19 protein-coding genes are annotated in these 26,996 nt (G+C 48.0%); 7 read left to right on the top strand and 12 right to left on the bottom strand.

Annotation, left to right across the window (positions count from 1 at the left end; genetic code table 11):
* Positions 1-73 precede the first annotated feature (73 nt).
* The gene (gene gltB / locus AC2TDN_RS01250) at positions 74-4,678 is read right to left on the bottom strand and encodes a glutamate synthase large subunit (RefSeq protein WP_484686757.1); all 4,605 of its coding nucleotides are present in this window, start codon (positions 4,676-4,678) and stop codon (positions 74-76) included.
* Positions 4,679-5,107: 429 nt separating this feature from the next.
* Here gltB and AC2TDN_RS01245 point away from each other — a divergent pair, with 429 nt between their 5' ends.
* Positions 5,108-6,469, top strand: a complete 1,362-nt coding sequence (locus tag AC2TDN_RS01245) for a stalk domain-containing protein (RefSeq protein ID WP_484686756.1) — start codon at positions 5,108-5,110, stop codon at positions 6,467-6,469.
* 2 nt (positions 6,470-6,471) lie between these two features.
* Here AC2TDN_RS01245 and kapB read toward each other — a convergent pair whose 3' ends face one another.
* Positions 6,472-6,867 carry a kinase-associated lipoprotein KapB gene (gene kapB / locus AC2TDN_RS01240; protein WP_482065089.1) on the bottom strand — a complete coding sequence of 132 codons (396 nt, stop codon included), beginning with the start codon at positions 6,865-6,867 and terminating at the stop codon, positions 6,472-6,474.
* Positions 6,868-7,071: 204 nt separating this feature from the next.
* Here kapB and AC2TDN_RS01235 point away from each other — a divergent pair, with 204 nt between their 5' ends.
* The 3 genes from AC2TDN_RS01235 (at position 7,072) to AC2TDN_RS01225 (ending at position 10,715) form a co-directional block, all read left to right on the top strand.
* Entirely contained in the window at positions 7,072-8,187 is a 1,116-nt protein-coding gene (locus AC2TDN_RS01235) for an MGDG synthase family glycosyltransferase (protein WP_482065090.1), read from the top strand.
* Positions 8,188-8,282: 95 nt separating this feature from the next.
* Positions 8,283-9,686: an NAD-dependent malic enzyme gene (locus AC2TDN_RS01230; protein ID WP_482065323.1), complete on the top strand. Its 1,404-nt coding sequence runs from the start codon at positions 8,283-8,285 to the stop codon at positions 9,684-9,686.
* Between the two features lie 387 nt (positions 9,687-10,073).
* Positions 10,074-10,715, top strand: coding sequence for a YqaA family protein (locus AC2TDN_RS01225; RefSeq protein WP_482065091.1), 642 nt, complete (start codon positions 10,074-10,076; stop codon positions 10,713-10,715).
* Positions 10,716-10,788: 73 nt separating this feature from the next.
* Here AC2TDN_RS01225 and AC2TDN_RS01220 read toward each other — a convergent pair whose 3' ends face one another.
* Together AC2TDN_RS01220 and AC2TDN_RS01215 are read right to left on the bottom strand one after the other, a co-directional pair.
* A complete protein-coding gene (locus AC2TDN_RS01220; protein ID WP_482065324.1) occupies positions 10,789-11,694 on the bottom strand; it encodes a cation diffusion facilitator family transporter in 906 nt (301 codons plus the stop codon).
* A 262-nt stretch (positions 11,695-11,956) separates the two neighbouring features.
* Positions 11,957-12,955 carry an ABC transporter substrate-binding protein gene (locus tag AC2TDN_RS01215; RefSeq protein WP_484686755.1) on the bottom strand — a complete coding sequence of 333 codons (999 nt, stop codon included), beginning with the start codon at positions 12,953-12,955 and terminating at the stop codon, positions 11,957-11,959.
* Positions 12,956-13,222: 267 nt separating this feature from the next.
* On the opposite strand from AC2TDN_RS01215, the gene AC2TDN_RS01210 reads away from it, so the two are divergent.
* The 3 genes from AC2TDN_RS01210 to AC2TDN_RS01200 are packed head-to-tail and all read left to right on the top strand — an operon-like array spanning position 13,223 to position 16,148.
* Complete coding sequence (locus AC2TDN_RS01210) at positions 13,223-14,230, top strand: FecCD family ABC transporter permease (protein ID WP_482065093.1); 1,008 nt, start codon at positions 13,223-13,225, stop codon at positions 14,228-14,230.
* 1 nt (position 14,231) lies between these two features.
* A complete protein-coding gene (locus AC2TDN_RS01205; RefSeq protein ID WP_484686754.1) occupies positions 14,232-15,278 on the top strand; it encodes a FecCD family ABC transporter permease in 1,047 nt (348 codons plus the stop codon).
* Positions 15,279-15,332: 54 nt separating this feature from the next.
* The gene (locus AC2TDN_RS01200; protein WP_482065095.1) at positions 15,333-16,148 is read left to right on the top strand and encodes an ABC transporter ATP-binding protein; all 816 of its coding nucleotides are present in this window, start codon (positions 15,333-15,335) and stop codon (positions 16,146-16,148) included.
* A 95-nt stretch (positions 16,149-16,243) separates the two neighbouring features.
* Here the strand turns inward: AC2TDN_RS01200 and AC2TDN_RS01195 are convergent, their stop codons facing one another.
* The 8 genes from AC2TDN_RS01195 to AC2TDN_RS01160 form a co-directional block, all read right to left on the bottom strand.
* A complete protein-coding gene (locus tag AC2TDN_RS01195) occupies positions 16,244-17,905 on the bottom strand; it encodes a glycoside hydrolase family 13 protein (protein ID WP_484686753.1) in 1,662 nt (553 codons plus the stop codon).
* A gap of 16 nt (positions 17,906-17,921) precedes the next feature.
* Complete coding sequence (locus AC2TDN_RS01190) at positions 17,922-19,013, bottom strand: carbohydrate ABC transporter permease (RefSeq protein ID WP_482065097.1); 1,092 nt, start codon at positions 19,011-19,013, stop codon at positions 17,922-17,924.
* A 1-nt stretch (position 19,014) separates the two neighbouring features.
* Positions 19,015-20,097: a carbohydrate ABC transporter permease gene (locus AC2TDN_RS01185; protein ID WP_484686752.1), complete on the bottom strand. Its 1,083-nt coding sequence runs from the start codon at positions 20,095-20,097 to the stop codon at positions 19,015-19,017.
* A 156-nt stretch (positions 20,098-20,253) separates the two neighbouring features.
* Entirely contained in the window at positions 20,254-21,654 is a 1,401-nt protein-coding gene (locus tag AC2TDN_RS01180) for an ABC transporter substrate-binding protein (protein WP_484686751.1), read from the bottom strand.
* 284 nt (positions 21,655-21,938) lie between these two features.
* Positions 21,939-22,946, bottom strand: a complete 1,008-nt coding sequence (locus AC2TDN_RS01175; protein WP_482065100.1) for a LacI family DNA-binding transcriptional regulator — start codon at positions 22,944-22,946, stop codon at positions 21,939-21,941.
* Between the two features lie 304 nt (positions 22,947-23,250).
* Positions 23,251-24,870, bottom strand: a complete 1,620-nt coding sequence (locus AC2TDN_RS01170) for an ABC-F family ATP-binding cassette domain-containing protein (RefSeq protein WP_482065101.1) — start codon at positions 24,868-24,870, stop codon at positions 23,251-23,253.
* Positions 24,871-24,916: 46 nt separating this feature from the next.
* Complete coding sequence (locus tag AC2TDN_RS01165; RefSeq protein WP_484686750.1) at positions 24,917-25,498, bottom strand: MFS transporter; 582 nt, start codon at positions 25,496-25,498, stop codon at positions 24,917-24,919.
* A 10-nt stretch (positions 25,499-25,508) separates the two neighbouring features.
* The gene (locus tag AC2TDN_RS01160) at positions 25,509-26,939 is read right to left on the bottom strand and encodes an FAD-binding oxidoreductase (protein ID WP_484686749.1); all 1,431 of its coding nucleotides are present in this window, start codon (positions 26,937-26,939) and stop codon (positions 25,509-25,511) included.
* Positions 26,940-26,996: the final 57 nt, after the last annotated feature.

The raw sequence follows: 26,996 nt of genomic DNA, 5'->3' as shown, positions 1-26,996 counted from the left end.
AGCGTATCTACTTCAGGGACAGTCCCTTTTCTTAACCTTTTGTTAAATCTATAACATTATTAGTCTGGTATTATTATTTGCCGCCTGCGCGAGCAAGCTCTTTTTTGTTTGCTTCAAAGGCTGCAAGCAATGCTTCTTCGCCCACTAAGCCGGTATCCTCGACTTTGCGGATTTGTTCAAGCATGCGTTTGTAGTCCTTCGGAATGACTTTGACGAACTTCGATAACGATAAATCCCAGTCATTTAATATACGGGAACCGAAAGCACTCTCTGTATACTGTACATGGGATTCAATCAAGCCACGCAGCTCAGCGATATCAAGCGAATCCTCAACACGCTCCAGCAGTACCATTTCCAAATTGCAATGGTTGTAGAAATCGCCTTTCTCATCGTAGACATATGCGACGCCGCCGGACATACCTGCACCGAAATTGCGTCCCGTGTTACCGAGAATGACAACGCGTCCGCCTGTCATATATTCGCAGCCGTGATCGCCCACGCCTTCTACGACAACACTTGCTCCACTATTCCGTACGGCGAAGCGTTCGCCTGCTGCACCGCGGATATACGCTTGACCGCTAGTTGCGCCATACAGCGCAGTGTTGCCGATAATAACGTTATCCTCAGCAACGAAGGTTGCTTTTGGTGACGGAGCTACGATGATTTTACCGCCCGATAAGCCTTTTCCGACATAGTCATTCGAATCGCCCTCGATCGATAGCGTGATGCCTTTTGGTACGAAGGCGCCAAAGCTTTGACCAGCTGTTCCAACGAAGTGATAAGAAATCGTATCCTCAGGCAAGCCAGCCGCGCCATAACGACGAGTGACTTCGCTGCCCAAAATCGTTCCGACTACACGGTTCGTGTTCAGGATCGGGAACGTACCGCGAACGCGCTCACCGTTCTCAAGCGCGGCCTGCGCAAGAGGAACAAGCTGCTGCATATCAAGCGACAGCTCAAGTCCATGGTTTTGCTCTTGAATATTATAGCGTACGGCATTCTGCGGAAGCTCCGCTTCGTACAGCATGCCCGAAAGATCAATGCCTTTTGCTTTGTAATGCTCAAGAAGCTGCTTCGTTTCCAAAATATCGACGCGTCCAACCATCTCTTGAATGGTACGGAAGCCAAGCTCTGCCATAATCTCACGCAGCTCTTCTGCAATGAAGCGCAGGTAGTTGACAACATGGCTAGGATCGCCCATAAATTTCTTGCGAAGCTCTGGGTTTTGCGTTGCAACGCCTACTGGACATGTGTCCAATTGGCATACACGCATCATGATGCAGCCTAGCACGATGAGCGGAGCAGTGGAGAAGCCGTATTCTTCGGCTCCAAGCAGCACTGCGATTGCAACGTCGCGGCCATTCATCATTTTGCCGTCCGTCTCAAGGACAACGCGGTCACGCAATTTGTTCAGCATTAGCGTCTGGTGGGTTTCTGCAAGACCAAGCTCCCACGGAAGACCGGCATGACGGATCGAGCCCATTGGTGAAGCACCTGTTCCGCCGTCATAGCCGCTGACCATAATAACGTCTGCACGGCCTTTCGCTACGCCAGTCGCAATTGTTCCTACGCCAACGCCCGATACGAGCTTCACGTTAATGCGAGCACGCGGGTTGGCATTTTTCAAATCATGAACAAGCTCAGCCAAATCCTCGATCGAATAAATATCGTGATGCGGCGGTGGCGAGATTAGGCCCACACCAGGCGTTGAACCACGAACCTCGGCTACCCAAGGATATACTTTAAGGCCAGGCAATTGTCCGCCTTCACCAGGCTTAGCGCCCTGCGCCATCTTAATTTGAATTTCATCTGCATTTACCAAGTAGTTGCTCGTTACGCCGAAACGTCCGGATGCAACCTGTTTGATTGCGCTGCGCCTTGAATCTCCATTCGCATCAGGAATGAAACGTGCAGGATCTTCTCCGCCTTCACCTGTATTCGACTTGCCGCCTAGACGGTTCATCGCAATAGCCAGACTCTCATGCGCTTCTTTACTGATTGAGCCAAACGACATCGCGCCTGTTTTGAACCGTTTCACGATGGATTCAAGTGATTCTACTTCATCAAGAGGCACCGATTGGCGGCCTTCCTTAAACTTAAGCAGCGAACGAAGCGTTAAATGCTTCTTGTCCTCGCCTTGTACAAGCGCTGAGAACTTCTTGTAAAGCTTGTAGTCGTTCGAACGCGAAGCCATTTGAAGCGTATGAATCGTTTGCGGCGTGAACAGGTGGTCCTCGCCGTCTTTGCGCCATTGGTAATCGCCGCCGGAGTCAAGCTCCTTCTCTCCGCCCTCTTGCTCGGCGAATGCACGATTGTGATGCTTAAGCGTCTCTTCTGCGATTACATCAAGGCCGATGCCGCCGATGCGGGACGGTGTCCATGTGAAGTATTCGTTAATGACATCCTCTTTCAAGCCGAGCGCTTCGAAAATTTGTGCGCCGCGGTAGGATTGAATAGTTGAAATACCCATTTTGGACAATATTTTAATAACGCCTTTAGTAGCTGCTTTAATAAAGTTTTTGACTGCTTTGTCATGCGATACGCCGCGAAGCATGCCCTGACGAATCATATCGTCAAGCGTCTCGAACGCTAGGTATGGGTTAACGGCGCTTACGCCATAGCCAAGCAGCAGCGCAAAGTGATGCACTTCACGCGGTTCGCCTGACTCAAGCAATAGAGCTACCTTTGTACGAGTTCCTTGGCGAATAAGGTGATGATGCAAGGCCGATACCGCTAGCAAAGCCGGAATGGCAGCATTGTCCTTGTCGACGCCGCGATCAGATAGAATAAGCAGGTTGTGGCCCTTCGCGATAACGCGGTCAGCAGCTTCGCACATTTGAGTTAGCGCAGCACGCAGGCCTGCTTCGCCTTCTTTCGCAGGGAAGAAGATCGGAAGCGTGATCGAACGGAAGCCAGGACGGCGCACATGGCGCAGCTTAGCGAATTGCTCGTTGGATAAAATCGGCGTAGCCAATTTGATATGACGGCAGCTTTCCGGCTCCGGGTTAAGCAAATTGCGTTCAGGGCCGATCGTTGTGCCAGTCGCCGTAATAATCTCCTCACGAATCGCATCAATCGGTGGATTCGTAACTTGGGCGAACAATTGCTTGAAGTAGTTGTACAAGCGCTGCGGACGCTCTGACAATACCGCAAGCGGTGCGTCGTAGCCCATCGAAGCAATTGGCTCCGCGCCGCTGCCAGCCATCGGCTCAAGCACTTTACGAACATCCTCGAACGTGTATCCGAAGGCTTGTTGTCTCATTTGAACCGTCTCGTGGTTCGGCTCCGGCAATTCCGGCGCTTCCGGCAGGTCTTCCAAATCAACGAGATGCTCATCAAGCCATTCGCGGTAAGGATGCTCCGTTTCGATTTCCGCTTTCACTTCCTCATCGGAGATGATGCGGCCTTTCTCTGTATCTACTAGCAGCATGCGCCCAGGACGCAAGCGGTCTTTGTATAAAATATCCTCTGGCGGAATTTCAACTGTTCCAGCCTCGGAGCCCAAAATGATGTGATCGTCCTTCGTTACATAGTAACGGGCTGGACGAAGACCGTTGCGGTCAAGCACGGCACCGATTTTCACGCCGTCAGTAAAGCCAAGCGCTGCCGGTCCATCCCACGGCTCCATTAAAGTGCTGTGGTATTCGTAGAATGCTTTGCGCTCGTCGCTCATGCTCTCATGGTTGGACCAAGGCTCTGGAACCATCATCATCGCTGCATGTGCCATCGAACGACCGGACAAGAACAGAAACTCCAGCGTGTTGTCGAACATCGCCGTGTCAGAGCCGTCAGGGTTAATGACCGGTTTGATTTTCTCGATGTCGTCGCCGAACAATTCCGTTGCAAACAAGGTTTGGCGGGCATGCATCCAGTTTACGTTGCCGCGCAGCGTATTAATCTCGCCGTTGTGGATCATATAATGGAATGGATGCGCGCGCTCCCAGCTTGGGAACGTGTTCGTACTGAAACGGGAGTGAACGAGCGCCATTGCCGATACTACTGACTCGTCATTAAGCTCGGTGTAGAACGAGCGAACCTGCTCGGTCGTAAGCATCCCTTTGTAAACGATCTTTCTCGAGGACAAGCTCGAGAAGTAGAACATATTGCCGCCTTCTTTGCCGGCATAACGAATCGCAAGCTCTGCGCGCTTACGAATCACATATAATTTGCGTTCAAATGCCATATTGTCCTTCAAGCTATCGTTCATGCCGATAAATAGCTGACGAACATATGGCTTCACCGCTAATGCGGATTCACCCAGCTTCTTGTCATCCGTCGGTACCGTACGCCAACCGATTACCGATTGGTTCTCCTCTTGAACGATCGACTCCACTTCACGCTCAATTGCATTGCGGGCAGCTTCATCCTGCGGCATAAAGATCATACCGACAGCATAATGGCCTTCGGCCGGAAGCTCAAGCTCTTGCTTCTTTAATTCTGCTGCAAAAAAAGCATGCGGAATTTGAAGCAAAATACCTGCTCCATCTCCGGTATTCGGTTCACTGCCTTGACCGCCGCGATGCTCCATATTCTCGAGCAGCATCAGCGCTTGGCGGATGACCTTGTGTGATTTAATTCCCTTGATGTTGGCCACAAAGCCCATGCCGCATGCGTCTTTCTCGAACTGCGGATCATAGAGCCCCTGCTTAGGCGGCAATCCCAAAATATGTTCTTTCATTGTGTGCAACCTTTCTATGAGAAGATTTTTGGGTAAGCGTGAACATGTTGTAAATAAGCTCCGATGAATACGCATTACGCTTCATTTTTGGCTTGTTTTATCATAGAATGGTAGTCAGCGAGGCGCATCGGCCTGCTCCTTGCCATTCATAAGCTAAACGGCCAGCAGCTCGATTTAATGAGCGCCGTTCGTTTAAGCGACCATATACCGGGCCTCTACCGCGACATTGCGATTATTATATTATTTTAACACCAGCCCATAGCGGAATCAATTTAATATTTTCATAATTATTTGCACTATTTTACTACAATTGCATACCTCGAATGTCGGCCTTTTGGCCGTACAGCCTCCGTTTCGTCAAGAATAATAAGCATATCATAAGTTCTCATTTACAATTTCATTTTATTTTATCAGAAGGATGTGTGCGTTTTGTATAGCAAGTTTAGGAAAGCGATGCTGCGCGCGGCGGCCACAGTCGTTATTGCCGGTTCGATGACGTTAGCGCTTGCCCATCCTCTTAAGGCTGCCCCAAATGGAAGTCTTCCTGCTGATTCAGCCTTCTTAGCTGTCGCATATGCCGCCCCGCAATCAGAAAAAGTTATTGAAGAGAATATTTACAAAATCGTCGCAGTTGGCGATTCCGTCACAGCAGGCTACGAGTTCGGCTTTACCGAGCAATCGATTCCATATGGGTTTGCAGAGCATGTCTATGAACAAGCTCTTTTCCATGGACTTCGCACGGAATACACCAATTATGGCGTGCTAGGGCTGCAGACAACAGGACTGAAGCGATGGATGGAGGCAGTCGCAAGCGGAGCGAGCGTGAAGAGCACGGATATACAGAGCAGCCTTCCCGACCCGCGGGCAGACCGCATTTTTGCTAAAACGAAGCAGCTTCGAGCGGCATTAACGAAAGCCGATTTGATCGTGATGACGATCGGCGGCAATGACATGTACAACATCCTTGCGAAGCTGGAAGCCGGAGCAGATCAAGTGGAAGCAGCAGCCGTGCGTGAGAGCACGCTTGCCAATTACGAATCAGAGCTTGAAGCTGCGCTTCGATTGATGCTGAGCCTGCAGCCGAAAGCGGAGGTCGTCGTCGCAGATCAATATTTGCCGATCCCGCCGCCGATTAAGGTCGGAGAGCTATTTTTCCCATTGTATCCCGAGGCTGATCGTTTGTTTCTTCTTGATAGCGTCAAGCAGCTTCGCGAGCGTCTTCATTTAGTGTCGGAGCGTCTAACGGAGGATGGCTTTCATGTTCGCATCGCAAACGTCGCTTCTTCATTTATTGACAATGAGCTTAGCTTCACTTCAATTGCCAAGGGAGATATTCATCCTACTCAAGCCGGCTATGCGGCAATGGGGAAAGCATTTGCGAAGGCCATTTGGAGCGATTACCGAATAGTCAAGCCTAGAGAGAGCAAAGTGCCCGTATCGATTGTTGTCAAAGGGAAAGAGCTCATAGGTTCAAACGAGCCGCTTCTCGTGCAAAATCGAACCTACGTGCCGCTTCGCAGCATAACGGATGCGCTTGGGGCTGCAATTAAATGGAACGCCGCAACACAGACAGCGTCCATCAAGCTGCAAAGCGGTACGGTTGATATTACCGCCTATTCGACAGCATTTAAGCGCAATGGGGTGTCTAAGCCGCTCCAAGCGCCGCCGGCCTTCATACATTCAAGCGGCAAAGCAAGCACGCTATACGTCCCGCTTGCCGCTATATCCGAGGGCTTGCAATATCAAGTTGTGTATCGCGATACCTTAATAACCGTCTTCATTAATAAATAATATTACTTGTATTCCTTGAGAAGCTGCTGCATTTGCTCAAGCCCTTTGGCAGCCCAGCGGTGCAATCGATCCAGACCGGCGATTTCCGCTTCAGCGGCAGTCCTTAACGAAGCGCCGTATTCTGGAATGCTTCCTGTAAACCGCTTCACATCACGCATCAGAACGGTCGTTTTCTCCGTATAGCTAAGCGCGCGCCGCTCGTGAAACATAGGAACATCCGGGTTGTAAGGATTATGAAGGTCACCTTGCTCGGGATGCTTCAGCACGGCTAACACCTTTACGAGCGCGCGCGGCCCGTTTATTTCGATTAGCTCGCCTATATACTGCCCGGAGCGGACTTCCGCACGAACGTGATCTCCTATTTTCATGCTCTGATCTTCCTGATTAAATGATTCCATTTGGCCACATCCTTGCTGGTTATTTTTTTATTTCCTTGTAAATTATATGTAAATATAGTTGACAGTAGGGATACATATCATAATAATATGCACATCTGCATATAAGGATAGATTATCCACCTCAATATTCGCAACCCTATCGGATAAAACTTGTGTTAGTCGCACTTGCATCGTAATATGGAATTAGAAAAGTAGGTGGAATGAATGCGTAAGAAAAGAGTGCTTCTGCTCTCTGAAGGCTTTGGCTCCGGTCATACTCAAGCTGCCTATGCGCTCGCTGCTGGACTGAAGCAGTTAAGTCCGGGAATTCAGACCCGCGTTATCGAGCTTGGAAAATTTCTTAATCCGGTGCTTGGTCCATGGATCATATCTGCATATCGCAAAACGGTAAACAAACAGCCAAAGATGGTTGGTCTTATGTACCGCAGCAACTATAAAAAATCTTTTAATCGCCTTACACAGCTTGCGCTTCATCGTATGTTTTATACCCAAACGTCTCAAGTCATTTCACAGCTCAAGCCGGATTTAATTGTATGTACGCATCCGGGTCCAAACTCGGTTGTAGCCAGACTCAAGCGTCTAGGACTGGAAGTTCCGCTATACACGCTTATTACAGATTACGACGCACATGGGTCCTGGGTAAGTCAGGAAGTCAATCGATATCTCGTCTCCAGCGAGCTTGTAAAAAATCGACTGATAGAAAAAGGCGTCACAAACGATCGAATTGAAGTAACAGGCATACCCGTTCATCCGAATTTCTGGCATACATACGATAAGGAAGAGGTAAGGAAGCAGTTTGAGTTGAAAAATATGCCTACAGTACTCATTATGGGCGGCGGTTGGGGAATTATGTATGAGGATAATGCCCTTGAGTATATGACCAAATGGCGGGAGAGTACTCAGCTCATTTACTGCGTCGGCTCGAACGAGAAAATGAAGGAAAAAATGCTCGCCGATCCGCTGTTTCAGCATCCGAACATCCGAATTCTTGGCTTCACTCGCGAGGTCCATAAGCTGATGGATGTGTCGGATCTCCTTATTACGAAGCCTGGCGGCATGACCTGCACCGAGGGAATGAGCAAAGGAATTCCAATGTTGTTCTATGAACCGATCCCCGGCCAAGAGGAAGAGAACTGTGAATACTTTATTAGCAACGGCTTTGGCGAAATGCTCGATTCGAACGATACTGTCGATCGCTGGCTCTCTCTTATCCATGAGCCCTATGCCTCAGGTCAATTCAGGCACAGTCTACTAACGAAGCGAAACCAACAATACGACCCGACGAGTTGTCCGAACGCTGTCCTGCGCCTTATGCAGTGACGGCTTTCTTTATATAAAAAGAAAGAAGAATAAAATGTTCGTCCTTATCCAAAAATGATAACTGATAAAGGGGGCCGTTTATTGTGAGTTCGCATATGACAGACGGGAAAACGATTATTTTGAGGGTTGAAATCGATACGAATATCGCGCAGTTTGGAAGAGCGGCTACAGCAATCGAGAAAGCCGGCGGCGACATCATCGCTATCGATGTCATACACACGGACAAAAACAAAAGCTTGCGCGACTTAACGGTCAAAATTACGGAGCAAGGCGCAGGCGATCGACTGGCGTTGGCGCTCAAATCATTAGTCGGTATCAGGCTAGTCCATATTTCCGACCGTACCTTCCTGCTGCATCTCGGTGGAAAAATTACGATCCAGCCAAAAACGCCTATACAGAACCGCGACGATTTGTCGCGTGTTTATACGCCGGATGTCGCTAGAGTTTGTCAAGCTATTTTCGAAGAGCCTTCCAAAGCCTTCACGCTTACCGTAAAAAGAAATATGGTCGCAGTCGTTTCCGACGGCAGCGCCGTGCTCGGTCTTGGCAATATCGGTCCTTATGCCGCAATGCCGGTAATGGAAGGGAAAGCGATGCTGTTTAAGCAATTTGCCGATGTTGATGCGTTTCCGATCTGCCTGGACACGCAGGATACAGATGCGATAATCGAAACGATCAAGAACCTTGCTCCGGCCTTTGGCGGCATTAATCTCGAAGATATTTCGGCACCGCGCTGCTTTGAAATCGAGCAAAGGCTAAGGGACGAGCTTGATATCCCCGTCTTTCACGATGATCAGCATGGAACGGCGGTCGTCTTGTATGCAGGTCTGCTTAATGCGCTTAAGCTCACTGGGCGCAGCTTAAGCGAAACCCGCATCGTAATTTGCGGAATCGGTGCTGCTGGTACAGCATGCACCAAAATGCTGCTCGCGGGCGGTGCTCAGCATATCATCGGCGTGGACCGCGAAGGAATCTTAACCGCAGACCGCACTTACGATAATGCGATGTGGCAGTGGTACGCAGATAATACGAATCCGCAGCGCCGCAGCGGCGGGCTCGCTGAAGCACTTATTGAAGCCGATGTATTCATTGGCGTATCGGCTGGCGGCATTTTAACTCGCGCCCATATTGAGACGATGGCAAAGGACCCGATCGTATTTGCGATGGCAAATCCAGAGCCAGAAATACGACCTGAGGCGGCGGAGGATATCGTTGCCGTCTTCGCAACAGGACGGTCCGACTACCCGAATCAAATTAACAACGTTCTTTGCTTCCCTGGCATTTTCCGAGGAGCGCTGGACAGCCGCGCCACAACGATTAATGAAGAGATGAAGCTCGCGGCTGCCGAAGCTATCGCCTCTGTCATCAGCGACGATGAGCTAAGCCCTATGTACATCGTTCCAAGCGTATTCAACGCAAGAGTCGTTGAAGAGGTTCGTCGCCGCGTCATTCAAGCTGCACAGCTCAGCGGCGTATCGCGCCGTCAGACTCGGGAGTAGCACTATAGCAACAATCATTAAGCAAAAGCCCCTTGTTATGGGATTCCTCCCTTGGACAAGGGGCTTTTTTTATCGAATCCAGCCAAAACATAAAAAAAGTTGATGAAACCTGAGAGCAGGATATACGTATTCGTTCTTATGACTTTATTAATCTGGATATAGATCCTAAGAACTAAACTCAAATACTCGAATTTGCTAATTTTCAACAAACACATGACAACTATCATCTTTTTAACCGTATCAATTGTGCTATAATTAAAATATTAAGCGTTAAAGCGCTTTTTCAACAAGCTGCAGCATATGTTAGCACATAGGGAAAGTTCCAAATGGCATAACTCGATAAGCAGGCTTTATGTGCAGGTAAGTTGATGGAAAGGGAGCCTGGTAATGTTTCAAGCTGTAGTTGACTTTTTAAAAGATTTCGGGCCGCTGGGGTTGTTTATTCATTCGTTTCTTGATGCAGTCATTTTCCCTATTCCCGCTCTCTTTCTTCAAGTTTCATTAAGCTTACTAAATCCATCTACAGCACTTTGGCTAGCTACAGTGGGCTATATCGCCTGTCTTTTAGGCACACCAGTTGGGTATTATCTAGGAAAAATAATGGGTAAATCAGTCCTATATAAATTTCTGAAAAAAGAATGGATCGATGCCGCTACAGAAAAGTTCCAGAAGAACGGCGAAGCCGCTATTCTAATCGGCTCGTTCACACCGATTCCATTCAAAGTGTTTACCATTTTATCCGGCTGCTTGAATTTTCCTTTATGGCGATTGATCGGCTACGCAGCAATCGGTCGAGGATTGAAATTTTATATTGTTGGTGCGTTATTTTACTTTTATGGACAGGCCGCGGAAAGCATGGTTAAGGATGTTTCCTTATATATTTTCATAGGAGCAGTTCCGATCATAGTCGTATATCTTTTCCTTCGCAAAAGACGCAACAAGAAAAAAGCGCTGGCTGAGAAGGAAGCAGCAGCTAAATCCGAACCTATTAAACAAACCGAAAGTACAACTATACAAATAGATTCTTAACCATTTAGGCGAAATCGCTTAAACCCAATCAAGGCCGGTCAGGGTATTCCCCTAACCGGCCTTCACGCTTTTCTTAATGCTTCTCCGTCGTAATTACCTCTACCCTCTCCACAAGCTCATGCGGCTCGACGTGAACATGCACGCTCATAATATTGTGCTTGCGGCCCATACGATTCTCGATTTCGTCGCTAATCCGATGGCTTTCAATCAATGTAAGCCCGGGATCAACCTGTACAATCACATCCACGAGCACATGGCTGCCATGCACTCTCGCCTTAATATCCTTTATCGTTTTGACGCCCTTCGTCTTAGCGATTGTTGCGCGCAGGGAAGAAAGCTCGTTTTCGTCAAAACCATCCGTAAGCGCATGTGTAGAGCTGTAGAAAATTTCCCAAGCCGTTTTACATATAATAACGCCTACCGCTAAAGCAGCAACCGGGTCAAGCCACGGCAGGCCAAATTGCGCCCCTATAATCCCGATAGCCGCGCCAATACTGACAAGCGCATCCGACAGGTTATCTTTTGCAGCAGCTAACAATGCTTGATTATTTATGCGAAGGGCTAGCTTCCGATTGTATATGTAGACGCCGCCCATACATATAGCCGCGAACAATGCTACCCAAGCCGACATTAAATTTGGAATATGATGATCGGAAGCAAACAATGATTTAACAGCCCCGATTAATACCTGAATGCCGACTGTGGCCATAATGAATGATGCAACCAGCGCTGCAATCGTCTCTGCCCGAAAATGTCCATACGGATGATCCTTGTCCGGCGGCTTCTGAGATATTCGCAATCCAATCAATACAGCTGCCGATGCAACGATGTCCGTGAGGTTGTTAAAGCCATCTGCAACGAGAGCCCCTGACACGAACCAGTAGCCTGCGCCAAGCTTAATCGCAGAGAGTGCCAAGTAGGACGCTATACTTACCCAGGCACCCTTCTCGCCCTGTTTTATTTCTTCATACTGATCCAGTTTCAATACCCTCCCAAGCGTAAAACGTATATATTTTTAAGCCTTATAAAATAACCTATCGGTATCATACCCGAGAGAACCTATGTGGGTCTAGAGAAACAGTGTTTACCAGGTGCGCACTTTTATGCACCCGTGCAACAATTCATCATGCATTGTGATAGCTAAATGATTCGCATATACCTATTTTCTGATACCATTTACGCAAAATAACCTAAATAAATAAAAACAGCCGGAGTATTTTCCGGCTGTTTTCATAAATTATTTATTGAATTTCATAAATTTTATAAAGCTCATCAAGCATAAGGTTAGCTGCAATTACGCCGCCTGCTGTATTCCAGATCGCATCGCTCACTCGAATGGCTTTGTTGTTCTTCACAACCTGCAGGCTTTGCCACAATGGATCCTTCAGCATTTCTTCCTCCATCGCAGTTCCCTTGCCGTCACCAGTCTCATACGTGAAGTAGAAGAGCATATCCGCGTCTACCTCAGGAAGACGCTCCTTCGTAATTTCTTCAACAAAGGTGTCTTTATATTTTTGGTTATCAGGACGTGTAATGCCAAGCTTGGAGAATGCAATGCCAGTAAAAGTATCATCTAAATAAATACGGGTTTTGCCTGCCATGAAACGAACGACGGACACTTTCTGATTCAGCTTGTCACCTGCTTTAGACTTAAAGTCGACAGTGCGGCTATCAAATTCAGCAATGACTTTTTCTCCCTCAGCCTTCTTGCCGATTGCATCTGCATACAACAGGAAGTTGGATTGCCATGCCCCGCGAAGCGTCTCGGAGAAGACAGTTGGCGCGATTGCTTTAAGCTGATCATAAACTTTCTCTTGGCGCAATTTATTACCAATAATAAGATCTGGCTTTAGGCTAGCGATCAGTTCCATATTCGGCTGGCTCTCCTCGCCGACTTCCGTAACGCCTTCCATTTCCACTTTGATGTGCTCATACCATGGATCACCTGTCCATGATTTAACTGCGCCTACCGGTTTAATGCCAAGCGCTAGAAGTGCTTCCGTTCCTTCGTTCGTCAACACTACGATACGTGCCGGCGTGCCTTCAACCTTCGCATCGCCCATTGCGTGCGTAATTACTCTTGCCTCTTCAGTCTTCGGCGCTTCTGATTGTTCAGGAGCTGCCGCATTTCCGTTGCTATTGTTTGACCCGGATTGACCGCAGCCCGATACGACTACGGCAAAAGCAAGCAGCATCGTAGTAGCAGTCCAAGTGAATTTCTTCTTCAATAAATGTAACATTTGTAAACTATCCCCTTTTCGATGAAAATCATTCTCATTGTTATCTCAAACGAAACTATATCAGCTGTTCAAGGCAAAGTCAATAACGAATGATAATGATTTTCAACATCATTGACACTATGTATTCGATACCCTAAAATGTTTTAGTAGCTATAACTTATTCAATAACAGAAAATATTAAGCTCATCCATTAAATATTTAGTCTCTTGGCATGAAACAGGGCTAAGGCACAGTCATTCATACTGGACACTGAGGAAAGAGGCATTTATGGATACATTATTACATACGCGCTCCCAGAAGGTAGCAGGGCTTATTGTTGGACTGCTGCTCTTTGTTGCGGGGATCATTTGCAGCATCGCCTTCGGTGTAACCAATATCAGCTGGCGAACCATTCTCGCTTCCTATAATGCGTTCGATGGCTCTCAGGAGCATCTCATTATTCAGACGGCTAGAATGCCGCGCGCGCTTATCGCTGCCATTACCGGCGCAAGCCTTGCTGTAGCGGGCTCACTCATGCAAGGGATTACGCGCAACCAGCTGGCTTCGCCAAGCCTATTCGGCATTAATTCAGGAGCAGCATTCTTCATTGTCGTAGGGTCGGCCTTTTTTGGCGCAAGCGGCTTAACGACGTTCGCTACTCTCGCCTTCATCGGCGCTGCTTTCACAGCAGTGCTCGTCTATACGCTTGGCTCAATTGGCAACGACGGCCTGACGCCGCTCAAGGTTACTTTGGCAGGAGCGGCATTGACCGCGTTCTTCTCGTCTCTATCGCTAGGCTTGCTGCTTACGAGCGGTCAAACATTCGATCAAGTACTCTACTGGTTTGTTGGCTCCGTATCTGGGCGCGATATGCCTATCTTCACTGCTGCCGCTCCATACATGGGGATTGCCTTAGTTGGCGCAATCGTGCTTGCAAGACATATGAATGTGCTGGCACTCGGGGAGGATGTCGCCGTAGGGCTGGGGCAAAAAACGATCTATATTAAATTAGCAGCTGGTATCATCATCGTTTTGCTCGCAGGCGGCTCGGTCTCTATGGCTGGTCCGATCGCATTCGTAGGCATCATCGTGCCTCATCTTATGCGCTACATGGTAGGCATAGATTATCGCTGGGTTATTCCTTACTGCGTATTGTATGGCGGTATTTTGCTGCTGGCGGCCGATATCGGCTCACGCTACATTTCTTTTCCGAAGGAAGTTCCCGTAGGCATTATGACCGCGATCATAGGCGTTCCTTTCTTCGTTTTTATCGCTAGAAGAGGAGGCCAATCCTAATATGAACAAATGGATTACACTTAGAGGCCGCAGACATTCCTTCCAGTTGAACCGCCGGACATTAATGATCATTCTATTTTTAGCTATAGCGAATGCAGCAGCAGTCGTCATCTGTGTCGGCCTTGGCAGCAAGATGATAAGTCCGATCACCGTCATTCGCGCATTTTTTGGAACCGCTGACTCAGCTGATTCGATGATAATATTATCGCTTCGAATGCCGCGCGTTTTGATTGCTGTGATGGTAGGCAGTGCGCTCGCAGTGTCAGGAGCGTTGCTGCAAGGCATTGTACGCAACCCTTTGACATCGCCCGACATTATTGGAATAACCGGCGGCGCATCGCTCGGAACCGTCATATTCATCCTTTACTTCTCGCATGTGAGCATCCGCTTCATGCCTCTGAGTGCAGTTATAGGAGCTTTTGCCACTGCTTTTCTAATTTATTTATTCGCTTATCGCAAAGGAGTTACGCCGCTTAGGCTCGTTCTTGTCGGTATTGGGATGGCAACTGCGCTAACTGCCTTGACCTATATGCTTATTCTAACGGCATCCTTTACGCCTACAGCCGTTGCTGTCAAAGCTTTTACGTTTATGACGGGCAGCATATATGGGGTGTCGTGGGAGAGGGATGTTGCTACGCTGCTTCCTTGGATTGTCGTCCTTCTACCAATCGCTCTGATCTTCGCTCGGCATCTTAATGTACAGGAGCTTGGGGATGAGGTTGCAACAAGCGTAGGAAGCTCGGTCCAAGTGAAACGGACGATTCTTCTCATCATCAGCGTGGCGCTCGCAGGCGCAGCGGTTGCTATCGGCGGAGCCATCAACTTTATCGGCCTAATGGCACCGCATATTGCTCGAAAGCTTGTAGGGCCGTCTTACGGAGGAGTTATCCCCGTATCCGCTTTAATCGGATCGCTCGTATTGCTGCTCTCGGATCTGATCGCAAGGATTGCGTTCATTCCGCTTGATATTCCCGCTGGCGTTTTCACCGCAGCCATAGGCGCGCCGTTCTTCATCTATTTGCTTTATCGTCACCGAAACGGATCATAATTAGCTTTAAGACATGCATGTATATAAATTGAAAAAGAAAAAGGAGTGGTCCTCATGTCCTCCATTCAAGCAAAAAACCTTACCTTATCCTACGGTCAAAAAGCGATATTCAACAATCTCGACTTGCTCGTTCCTCCAGGTAAAATTACGGTGTTCATCGGCAGCAACGGCTGCGGCAAATCAACGCTGCTTCGTTCCCTTGCCCGTCTATTAAAGCCTCAGGAGGGCTCAATCCTGCTTGATGGCGCTGAGATAGCTAAGCTATCCAGTAAGGAAATCGCTAAACGTCTCGCTATCTTGCCGCAAGGACCGCTGGCGCCGGAAGGGCTTACCGTTCATCAGCTTGTGAAGCAAGGACGCTATCCTTACCAAAGCTGGCTCCAGCAATGGTCACGCGAGGATGAGAAGATGGTAAAGAAGGCACTCGAGGCAACGCATATGAACGAGCTATCCTCCCGTACCGTTGACTCGCTATCCGGCGGTCAGCGTCAGCGTGCTTGGATTGCCATGACGCTTGCTCAGAACACGCCGACCATTTTGCTTGACGAGCCGACCACCTATCTGGATATGGCTCATCAGATAGAGATTCTTGATTTGCTTTATGACTTGAACGAGCAAGAGAATCGTACGATTGTGATGGTTCTGCATGATATTAATCTTGCCTGCCGTTATGCCGATCATATCGTAGCTGTGAAAGACGGCCGCATACATGCCCAAGGCAAGCCGGAAGCCATTATGAACGAGCAGCTCATCCGTTCCGTATTTGAGATGGAATGCCAAATCACGACCGATCCAATCTTTGGAACGCCGCTTTGCATTCCTTACGGCAAAGGGCGCAGGCTGCCAGTTGCACAGAGAACCGCGCTTTAGTCGCATAACGAAAAAAATGGTGGAGCAGGAATTCATGCTTCACCATTTTTCGATTATAAGTACTTGCTATTCTTTCGCAAAAGAATGCTTGTTAGCTAAGATAACACCTTGTAGATTCGAGCCTCATAAGGCCTTAGCACCATGCTGCGATCCACATCATTCCATGTGCTGGACGTATTTACATAATTGCCAAGCACAAGCTTCAAATTCATAGTCTCGCTTCCACAAACCGGTTCCGAGAACGTAAAGGTATGGGCTTCTTCCCCATGGTTGAGCAGCACGATCCATTCGGTTCCCTCAAGCTCCCGCACATATACATATAGATGCGGATCATCGCCGCTAATGTCGGTGAAATCACCATAAACCATAACGGGATTTTCCTTTCTTAGCGCAATAAGGCTCCGGTAAAACGCCAGCACCGAATTCTGATCATTTTCCGCTTGCTCTACATTGATCTCCTCATAATTCGGATTGAGCTTAATCCACGGCTCCGTGCTGCCAAATCCCGCATAATGGCCAGCATTCCACTGCATCGGCGTTCTCGAGTTATCTCGGCTAAGCGGCTGCAGAGATTGGAAAACTGCTGCCGGGTCTTTGCCCTTGCCGATCTCCTCCACATACTTATTTATCATCGCGATGTCCTTATAATCGCCGATCGTTTCATACCTTACGCCCGTCATCCCGATCTCTTCGCCTTGATAAATGTAGGGTATGCCTGGCAGCGTATGTATCATTGTCGCAAGCAGCTTAGCCGACTCCTCGCGGTATTCCATATCATTGCCGTATCGCGTCACTTGTCTCGTATGGTCATGGTTATTGAGAAACTGCGAGCCAAACCCTCGCCCTTCCAAAGCTTCCGCCCATTGCCTTTGTATTTGCTTGTAGCGAACCATATCCCACTCCGGCATTTCATCAGCAACCTCAAAATGAAACAGCGTATTCAGCTCCGCGCGCTCCTCATCGACAAATAGAGCACCCAGCTCAGGCGTAGCAAATGCGATTTCGCCAACGGTCATCATATCATAGTGACGAAACACCTCATAGTTCATTTCCTGCAAATAATCGTGAAGACCCGGATTATGCGTCAAATACCGAATATCGCGCGGCTCCTCTACATCTGCAAAGCTTTGCGGCTTAGCGAGCAGCGCCAGAGCATCGAGCCTAAGCCCGTCGACACCTTTATCCAGCCAGAATCGCAGCATTTTATATATTTCCAGCCGCATCTCTTTGTTTGCCCAATTCAAATCAGGCTGCTCGATCGCGAACGAATGCATATAATATTGACCTGTAGCCTCGTCCAGCTCCCAGCATGAAGGATTAAAATAAGAGCGCCAATTCGTAGGAGGTCCATCATTCACGCCGTCCTGCCAAATGTACCAGTCCCGCTTCGTGCTGCTGATCGAAGAGCGTGATTCTTTGAACCAAGGATGATGATCCGATGTATGATTGACGACGACGTCCATCATCAGCTTCATGCCTCTCGCATGGGTCTCTGCCACCAATTGATCAAAGTCCTCCATCGTGCCCGCCTTGTTCATGACCGTATAATAATCGGACACATCATAGCCATTGTCTCTGTCAGGTGATTCGTTAAATGGATTGATCCACAACATCGTCACGCCTAACGATTTGATGTAATCAAGCTTCTCAATGACACCTGGCAGATCGCCAATGCCATCCCCGTTCGTATCGCGGAAGCTGCGCCAATAAACCTGATATACAACCGATTCCTTCCACCAAGCCGGCTTTGCCTGCATCCCAATCTCTCCTTTTCTATCCCTTGATGGAGCCGCCGAGCATACCGCGTACAAAATATTTTTGAAGAGCGAAAAATACAGCTAACGGCATCAGCATGGAGACAAACGCAGCGGCTGTGAGCAAATGCCAGTCATTGCCGCGAGAGCCGACCATATTAGCGATATTCATGGACAATACCTGTACCTCCGGCTGGCTGCCGAGGAAAATGAGCGATACCAGGTAATCATTCCATACCCATAAAAACTGGAAGATGCTGATCGAAGCAAGCGCGGGAACGGAGAGCGGCAAAATAAGCTTGCTAAAGATCGTAAAGTTGGTTGCCCCGTCCATAAACGCAGATTCGAATAAATCCTTTGGCAGCTGACTGATTGAGGTATACATGAAATAAGTTATCAACGGCAAGCCAAACGCCGTATGCGCGAGCCATATGCCAAAGTAGGTACCATTGAGACCAAGCGACGTATAATCGCGCAAAATCGGAATGAGCGCCACTTGGAGAGGCACAACGAGCAAAGCGATTACGATGACAAACAACGTCTTTCTTCCCGGAAAGCGAAGCCATGCGAAGGCATAGGCCGCAAATGAGGCGATGAAGATCGGAATAACGGTCGCCGGTACCGTCACCGCAATCGTATTCCAGAAGGAACGCGACATCCCGCTTCCCTTCTCTGTTTTGGTCGTTCCATCGGGCATCGTGATCGAGTAGGTTTTCCCGCCAAGCACCGTCTCATAGTTCTGGGTCGTGAAGCTGGAAATGACCGTCCACTGCTTCTCCTGCACATTCAGAGTACGTGCCCGCCGATTTTCCCAAATCAGCCTCTCCCCTTCAACCTCTACCCCAGCACGCAGCTGATCATCGGTAAACGTAACGCCGTTAACCTTGATTGGCTCGCGGAGATCGGTATCCTTGGGCAGTTGAAGCTGCTCTGTCGTTTGCCAATCGCGATGCGGCAAAATATTCCACCAGCCCGTTGCCAAAATATCTGCGGCAGGCCGGAATGAGGATACGAGCAGTCCGATTGTCGGAATTGTCCAAATCAGGCAAATGACGGCGAGTATCGTATTCACAAGCCACTTGGACTTGCGAGGTTTTTTGTTTTTGCCCATATTAGAAGCCCCCCTCTCTACGGAACTGGCGCAGATTGATAATAATGACCGGTATAACAGCGATTAGCAGTACGATAGCTAAGGTCGAACCGTAGCCTGCATTTTGATACATAAACAGCTGGCGGTAGAACTGCGTAGCCACAACATCCGTCTCATATTGTCCGCCTGTCATGATCATGACAACATCGAATATTTTGAGCGTAAATACGATGATCGTTGTCGTAACCGACAGCAAGGTGCCCGCAATGTAAGGAATCATGATTTTGAAGAAAATGCGAACCTCGCCTGCACCGTCCATCCGGGCAGCCTCCAGCATATCCTCAGGAATGCTCTTAATAGCTGCAGAGAATATAACCATGGCAAAGCCCGTTTGCATCCAGATGAGAATAACGATGAGGAACAGATTGTTCCAAGGCTGAATCATGCTTAGCCATGCCTGCGGTTCGCCTCCGAACTTCACGACTATCGCATTTAGAAGACCAATCTGCTCCTCGCCCGGCTGATAGTAATAAATGAATTTCCAAATGACGCCGGCAGCTACGAACGAGATCGCCATCGGCATAAAGATAAGTCCCTTAGCAAGCTTCTCAAAGCTGCTTCGGTCAGCCAAAATCGCGATAAGAAGACCTAGGCTTACGCAAGCCAAAGTACCGAAAAATACCCAAAGCAGGTTGTTGCGCAGCGCCATCACGAGAAGTCGATCCGTAAATACAGCAACATAGTTGGCAAAACCGACAAAATTGACGGAACTAGCATCGAAGAAGCTTAAATACAAAGTCCGCAGTGTCGGAAAAACAAGCAGCCATCCAAGCAGCAGCACCGCCGGACCAACAAATACAAAAGGCAATATTCTCCGCTTCCATTGATCCGGATATTGCTCAACTACCCAGTTGAAGGAGTAGTAAATAGAATAAATGCCGAGTGCCCCCCATATAACGGCCAGTACTGCGTTGATGACTGGCGGAAGATTGGAGTCGCGAAAAAATAAAAAGATGCACCAGTGAACGGCAATATTCAGAACTGGTACGAGCACGGATAACAACAGTAGCCGCAGAGCATTGCCTTTCCTAGCTTGTAGTTCCATATGGATCCTCCTCCAAGGTTTGTGAATACAAACCTAACTTCGTAAGCGTGTGCTTAGGTTTGTGAATACAAACCTAACTTCTTACTAATTGTATCTAAGATTAGGGGAGGGCTTTCGCCTTGCGGCAAGAAGCCCTCCAATCCTTAAAGCAGTCGATTATTTTTTCCAGCCAGCTTGAATTTCTTTTAGTGCCGTATCCAAATCTACCGTTCCGCTTACCCAGTCTGTCATGCCTTTCCAGAATGTGCCTGCGCCTACTGCTCCAGGCATCAAGTCGGAGCCGTCAAAACGAATCGTATCCGCTGTTTTCACGAATTCAGCCATTCTGCGCTCTTGATCATTTGGGTACCAGGACGGATCAGCATCATTCATTGGCGCCGTTACGCCGCCTGTTTGAATCCATGCTTTAAGCGATTCTCCCGTTGTGAAAAACTCCATTACGGCACGAACCTCTGGACGATCGTTAAACATAGCGTAAATATCGCCCGAAATAAGAGCTGGTTGGCCGTATTGCTCGTCAATAGCAGGCAACGGGAACCAATCGTAATCATCGGCAGTCAAGCCTTCTGGGAAGAAGCTTGTAATAAATCCAGCTTGACGGTGAAGCCATGCTTTTGGCGGATTATCGAATAGAGGCTTAACAGCGTCACCAAATGATGTTGTAGCAATCGATTTTTTGCCGCCGTACACATAATCCTCGTTAAACCAAATTTCAGCCATTTTTTCCGCAGCGTTTTTAACTGCAGGATCTGTAAACGGAAGCTCGCCAGATACCCACTTGTCGTAATTTTCTGGAGTCGTTGTACGGAGCATAATGTCCTCCATCCAATCTGTAGCCGGCCAGCCAGTCGCAGTACCGCTCTCAATGCCAATGCTCCATGCTGGGTCGCCATCCTTCGCGATTTGGTCAGTCAAAGTCATAAGCTCCGTCCATGTTTTCGGTACGGTATAGCCAGCTTCTGCAAAAGCCTTTTTGTTGTACCATACTAGGCTTTTTACGCTGCTGCGTGCCCATACGCCCGCCATTACGTCTCCGCTGGCACCCTTCATTGTTGCCATGTCAAGCCAGCTTTGGTTATATTGCTTTTTCAAATATTCATCGCTCAGGAACGATTTCACGTCAATCACTTTTCCGGCATTCACGAACCCTTTAAGCAAGCCTGGTTGCGGGAAATCCGCAATATCAGGAGCATTTCCGCCGTTCACTCGAACAGAGATGGTAGCCTCAAATTCCTTTGAGCCTTCATAAGAGATATCGATACCTGTCTTGTCCTCAAAAGCTTTGATGCTTTCATTAAATTTCACTTCATCCGCATCCGTAAACGGACCGAACATCGTTACTTTTTTACCTTTAAAATCACCATTCATCGCCTGTGCCAGCGCTCCGTCACCTGTGCCTGTGTCGGTTCCGCCTTCGGTCGTATCGCTTGGCTTCTCAGTCGGCTGGTTGGTCGTATTATTTGTATTTTTATTACCTCCGCAAGCCGTAATCGCCATTGCAAGCACAACCATTAAAATAAAAATAGTTAATGCGTTCTTTGTTTTTCTCGTGTACATAGACCTCATCCTTTCATGTTCAAATCATTCAGTAATGAATTACACGTACATGGCTCATTTGAAACGCAACTTTAAAATTAGAAGACGAGCTGAGTCATCACCTCCTTTAAAATGCCAACATAGGCTCTTTTTATGCTCAAAGCAGTTCAAAATCAGAATGACAATTGATAGGCAACGCTTACATCGTCTTGAAAAGCTTTTCAAGATTCGACAGCGAAAACGATCAAAGCCGTATTTTGCGGCGTTAGCTCGTTTCGCGATTATCATTTACAACAGGCACGGTGTTATTGTACAGGCCTTGTCGACTCTCGCACGATTAAATGATGAGGCAGCTTTTCTCTTAGAATGGCTACCTCGCCTGTCGTAATTAGCTCATGCAGCTTCTGTACCGAACGGTACCCAATATCATAGGTCGGCTGGTCAATCGTTGTCAGCTTCGGAATAAACATTTGGGCCATACGAATATTGTCAAAGCCGACTACGGATACATGCTCGGGAACTGATTTGCCATGGTCACGCAAATACGAAATCGTCCCCATTGCGAATTCATCCGACGCTGCAAAAACCGCCGTCAGGCCGGGGCAGCGCGCCAACAATAGCTCAGCTGCGTCATAACCATGCTCGAACCGATGCTCGGCAAATTCGATGCAATTCTCATATTCCGCAAGACCATACTCCCGCAACGCCATCTTGAAGCCAGCGTAACGCGGTTCCCCGGAAATGGTATCCCCTAGCGGAAAACCAATCATACCGATTTGGCGATGGCCTGATTCAATGAGATGTTTAACCGCTTCATACGCGGCATGTTCATCATCAATATCGACCGAAGGAATATGATACTCAGGAGCATTGGTTGAAGCAAGCACGAAAGGCAGCCGGTAGCGCTGCATCTCCTCGTAATACTCTTCATGCAGTGAATCGCTTGTAAATATGATGCCATCGACCTGTTTCTCGAAAAAGCTTTGCACGTACGCGATCGTCCGCTGCTTGTCGCGATCTGTATTGCAGATCATCAGACTATGGCTCAGCATATTGGCTGCGTCCTGCATGCCGCGGATCAAGCCGGCATAGTAGGGGTTCTCAATATCCGGAATCATAACGCCAAGCGTATCGGATTTTTTGTAAATCAGCCCCCTAGCAAATCCATTCGGTTGGTATTGAAGCGCTTCAATAGCCTCAAGCACCTTCATACGCTTCTCTTCCACCACTGTTTCCGGCGCATTCATAACCCGGGAAACGGTGCTGATAGATACGTTTGCGTATTTTGCGACATCGCGTATTGTCGATTTCATAATTGCACGCCTTTCTTGATGAGCGAGTTCGTTTGCATGGTGTAATTAGCGGTAGTTTGCTCTAGTTCAGATCATTTTACAATGATACTTGTTTACTCACTTCATGAAAGGGCTTTCTGAAAAGCTTTTCTGAAAACCTTTTCAAACGTAGTATAAACCCTATTCACCCATTATGCAACCAAAATTTAAGCTAGCTTGTTCACTGCGCTTGCGCCTCTTATGCAGCCTATTTATTGCTCATTCCGCACAAAAAAAGCGCCGTCTACAAGATTTCTCATGCAAACAGGCGCTTTTCTATATGATCTTATACGGCGTACATACGCTCGCGAAGTGCTTTAACTTCAGCACTCTCAAGGTACTCGTCATACGTCATCATCCGGTCGATTACGCCGTTTGGCGTAATTTCAACGATGCGGTTAGCAATCGTTTGAACGAACTGATGGTCATGCGAAGTAAATAGAACGGTACAATCCGTGTCCGTAAGACCGTTGTTGAGTGCCGTAATCGATTCAAGATCCAAGTGATTCGTTGGCTCATCGAGAATAAATACGTTGGCGCCCTCAAGCATCATCTTGGATAGCATGCAGCGAACCTTCTCGCCCCCGGACAATACGCTTGCTTTCTTCATCGCATCGTCGCCGGAGAATAGCATACGGCCAAGGAAGCCGCGAATGAACGTCTCATCCGGGTCCTTCGAATATTGACGAAGCCATTCCACAAGGTTCAAATCTACCCCATCGAAATAAGGGGAGTTGTCTTTCGGGAAATAAGCCTGTGTAGTCGTTACGCCCCATGAATAGCTGCCGGAATCCGCTTCAACCTCGCCGACAAGCAGCTGGAACAGTAAAGTCTTAGGCAAGCTGTTTGGTCCAACAAAAGCAACCTTGTCGCCCTTATTAAGCGCAATGGTCAGATTGTCGATAATTTTCTCGCCGTCAATTGATTTCGTCAAGCTGTCAACAAGCAATAGCTGCTTGCCCGCTTCACGCTCCCCTTTGAAGAGGATAAACGGATATTTACGGTTCGATGGACGAATATCATCAAGCGAAATTTTCTCAAGCAATTTTTGTCTTGATGTCGCTTGCTTCGCCTTCGATTTGTTCGCGCTGAAGCGCTGAATAAACGCTTGAAGCTCTTTAATTTTGTCTTCCTTCTTCTTGTTCTCGCCGCGCATCAGCTGCAAAGCAAGCTGGCTGGATTCGTACCAGAAGTCGTAGTTGCCGACGTACATTTGGATTTTGCCGAAGTCGATATCCGCAATGTGCGTACAAACTGTATTCAGGAAGTGCCTGTCATGGCTGACTACGACAACAGTGCCTTTGTAGTCGGCAAGGAAATCTTCCAGCCAACGAATGGACTCAATGTCCAAGTGGTTGGTAGGCTCATCGAGCAATAGAATGTTCGGCGCGCCGAACAAAGCTTGAGCCAGCAATACACGAACCTTCTCGTTACCGCTTAGGTCAGCCATCTTCTTATCATGCAGCTCAGGCGTAATGCCGAGACCGTTAAGCATTTCTGCCGCTTCCGACTCCGCTTCCCAGCCGTTCATATCTGCAAACTCAGCTTCAAGCTCGCCTGCGCGCATGCCGTCTTCGTCAGTAAAGTCCGCTTTTGCATAAAGAGCGTCCTTCTCCTTCATCACTTCGTAAAGACGTTTGTGACCCATCATTACCGTCTCGAGTACGACAGACTCGTCGTATTCGTAATGGTTCTGCTTCAGAACGGCAAGCCGCTCGCCCGGCGTTATATGAACTTCTCCGTGCGATTGCTCCACTTCGCCTGATAGTATTTTTAAAAAGGTCGATTTGCCTGCGCCGTTAGCGCCGATCAAGCCGTAACAGTTGCCTGGCGTAAACTTGATGCTCACATCTTCAAAAAGCGCCCGCTTCCCATAACGGAGCGTTATGCCACTTGTACTAATCATTCGTTTAATCCCGTCCTTCACTACAAAATCGCTTTATATCGAATCATTATACCACAGTATGCGCGGAAACCGAACCTTCTTTTGCCTTGCCGTCAACCTTTCTGCTCATCCGCCAAATCATCCAAGCGCTCGCTCCGTACAGCAAACCGCTCAAATAAAACAAAATATTAATCGTCAGCCAGTCTATTAAATAGCCTCCCGCAATGACCGCAAAGCCCGAAGCAACCGATGTCCAAAAGTGATACGACCCGATTGCTGAACCTCTAGCTCCTGTCTGGGTATAATCAGCGAGGAGCAGCCGTTCGCTCATCTTTTGCATCGCATTGCACATCCCCATGACAAGCTGCAAAACAAGCACCCAGCCATAGGATGCTGTCCACGGAAAAGCGAGCATCGCCCCCATCATGCCGACCGAGCTTAAGATCAGTATCGTTAAGCCATGCTTATCCAGTCTAGGCGCAATCCATTGCGATACTGCTGCAGAGCTAATCGTAAAAACGGCAAAGGCCAAGCCATACTTCGAAAAGCTGTTGCCCAGATTTTTAAGAAAAAGCAAATAATAAGGATAAATCATGCCTGCCGCTAAAGTCATTATGCTTTGAGCTCGTATTAGCCATTTCAAATTCATAACCTGCCTCCTAAGGTCCGTATTGCTCATAAAAATAGTTCATAAATAGCTCGTCTGGATCATACTGCTTCTTCATTGCGAAAAACTGCTCTTGCTTCGGATAGACAGCTCGAAACTGCTCTACCGTTGGATAAGCAATATAAGGTAGATAATATGAGCCTTTATGCATAATGACCTCTTCGATAATCCGCTCCACGCCCAGCTTCATCTGCTGCTGCCCTTCCTTCGACAAAGGCGCATGGAACAGGCATACAATAGCCAGCATGTCCTGCATTGCATAGGAGAGGATCGCTTCCTCATCCTTATTCACATAACGGATCGTTATATTAAGTAAATTCATGTCCTCTTCCTTCACAATTGCGCCCAGACGTTTTACAAAATCATCAAAATGATTCAATGGTATAAAATATTCCTGCAGCAGATCGTTCGCTCCCGGCCCGCTATACTCCATAAATTCCGAGGCTGCACGCATCGCATTGTTCCGGCTGACGATCTTGTCCGATTGCTCCACGTAAAAGTATTTCTGCAAATTCCACTGTAGATTTTTGCCCCAATCGGTAAACCGATTTAAATGGAACAGCAGCTTCCCGGGCGCAACCCATTTCTCATTGCTCTCGAGTTTATTATATTCTGTCAGTTGCAGAGAGCGGTCTACCGTATAATTTTTGGCAAAAGCTTCTGTGAAATAACTGTCCTTCGCAACTGAAATCCTGGCAATATGCAGCCGGATGTCTGGATTCTTTAGTACCGTGTTTTGAAAATAAGAACGGTATTCGTCAAGCTTCATTAGCATCGTTGACTCACGATATATTTCGTCCTCTGTCAGATCCAGAGTCACTTCCAAAATAATGCCAAACAATCCATATCCGCCAAGCGCGAGCGGAAACAGCCCGGCATTTTCCGTGCGGCTGACATTTTGAATACTTCCATTTGCTGTTAGGAGGCGAAAGGATTGTATGCTTTTGATAAGCGAGCCGCTGCGTATATCCCTGCCATGAGCGTTGATGCTGATTGAACCGCCAATCGTAAAGGTATTCTGCGACTGCATCGTTTTTACGGACAGTCCAAACGGATTAATCGCCTTCTGCACGTCCTCCCACGTCGCCCCAGCTTGCACCACAATACGCTTTGCCTTCGGATCTACCGATAAAACCTTATTGTAACTTGTCATATCAACAACGATTGCGTCCTTGTAGTAAGTGTGGCCGCCCTGACTATGCCTCTGTCCTGCAATGGATATTTTCATTCCTTTGTCCTTCGCCTCTAACACAAGCTCGGAGAGCTGTGCTTCTGCCTTGCCTTGAATGACACGCTCAACCTTAACAGGATGAAGGCGGCTATAATCGGTTACGAGATATGGATTCTGATCAGCCGAGCCAGTTCTCACATATTGCACAACAGCCAAACTTATTAGCAGCAGCAATACGATCCCTTTTTTCAATCCTATAACCTCCTGTACGCAAAAAAAACCTCCTCAAAGTGACCAGCATCATGTCAT

The organism is Paenibacillus sp. Y660 (genome assembly GCF_057221575.1).
This window is presented reverse-complemented; position numbering and strand designations above follow the sequence as displayed.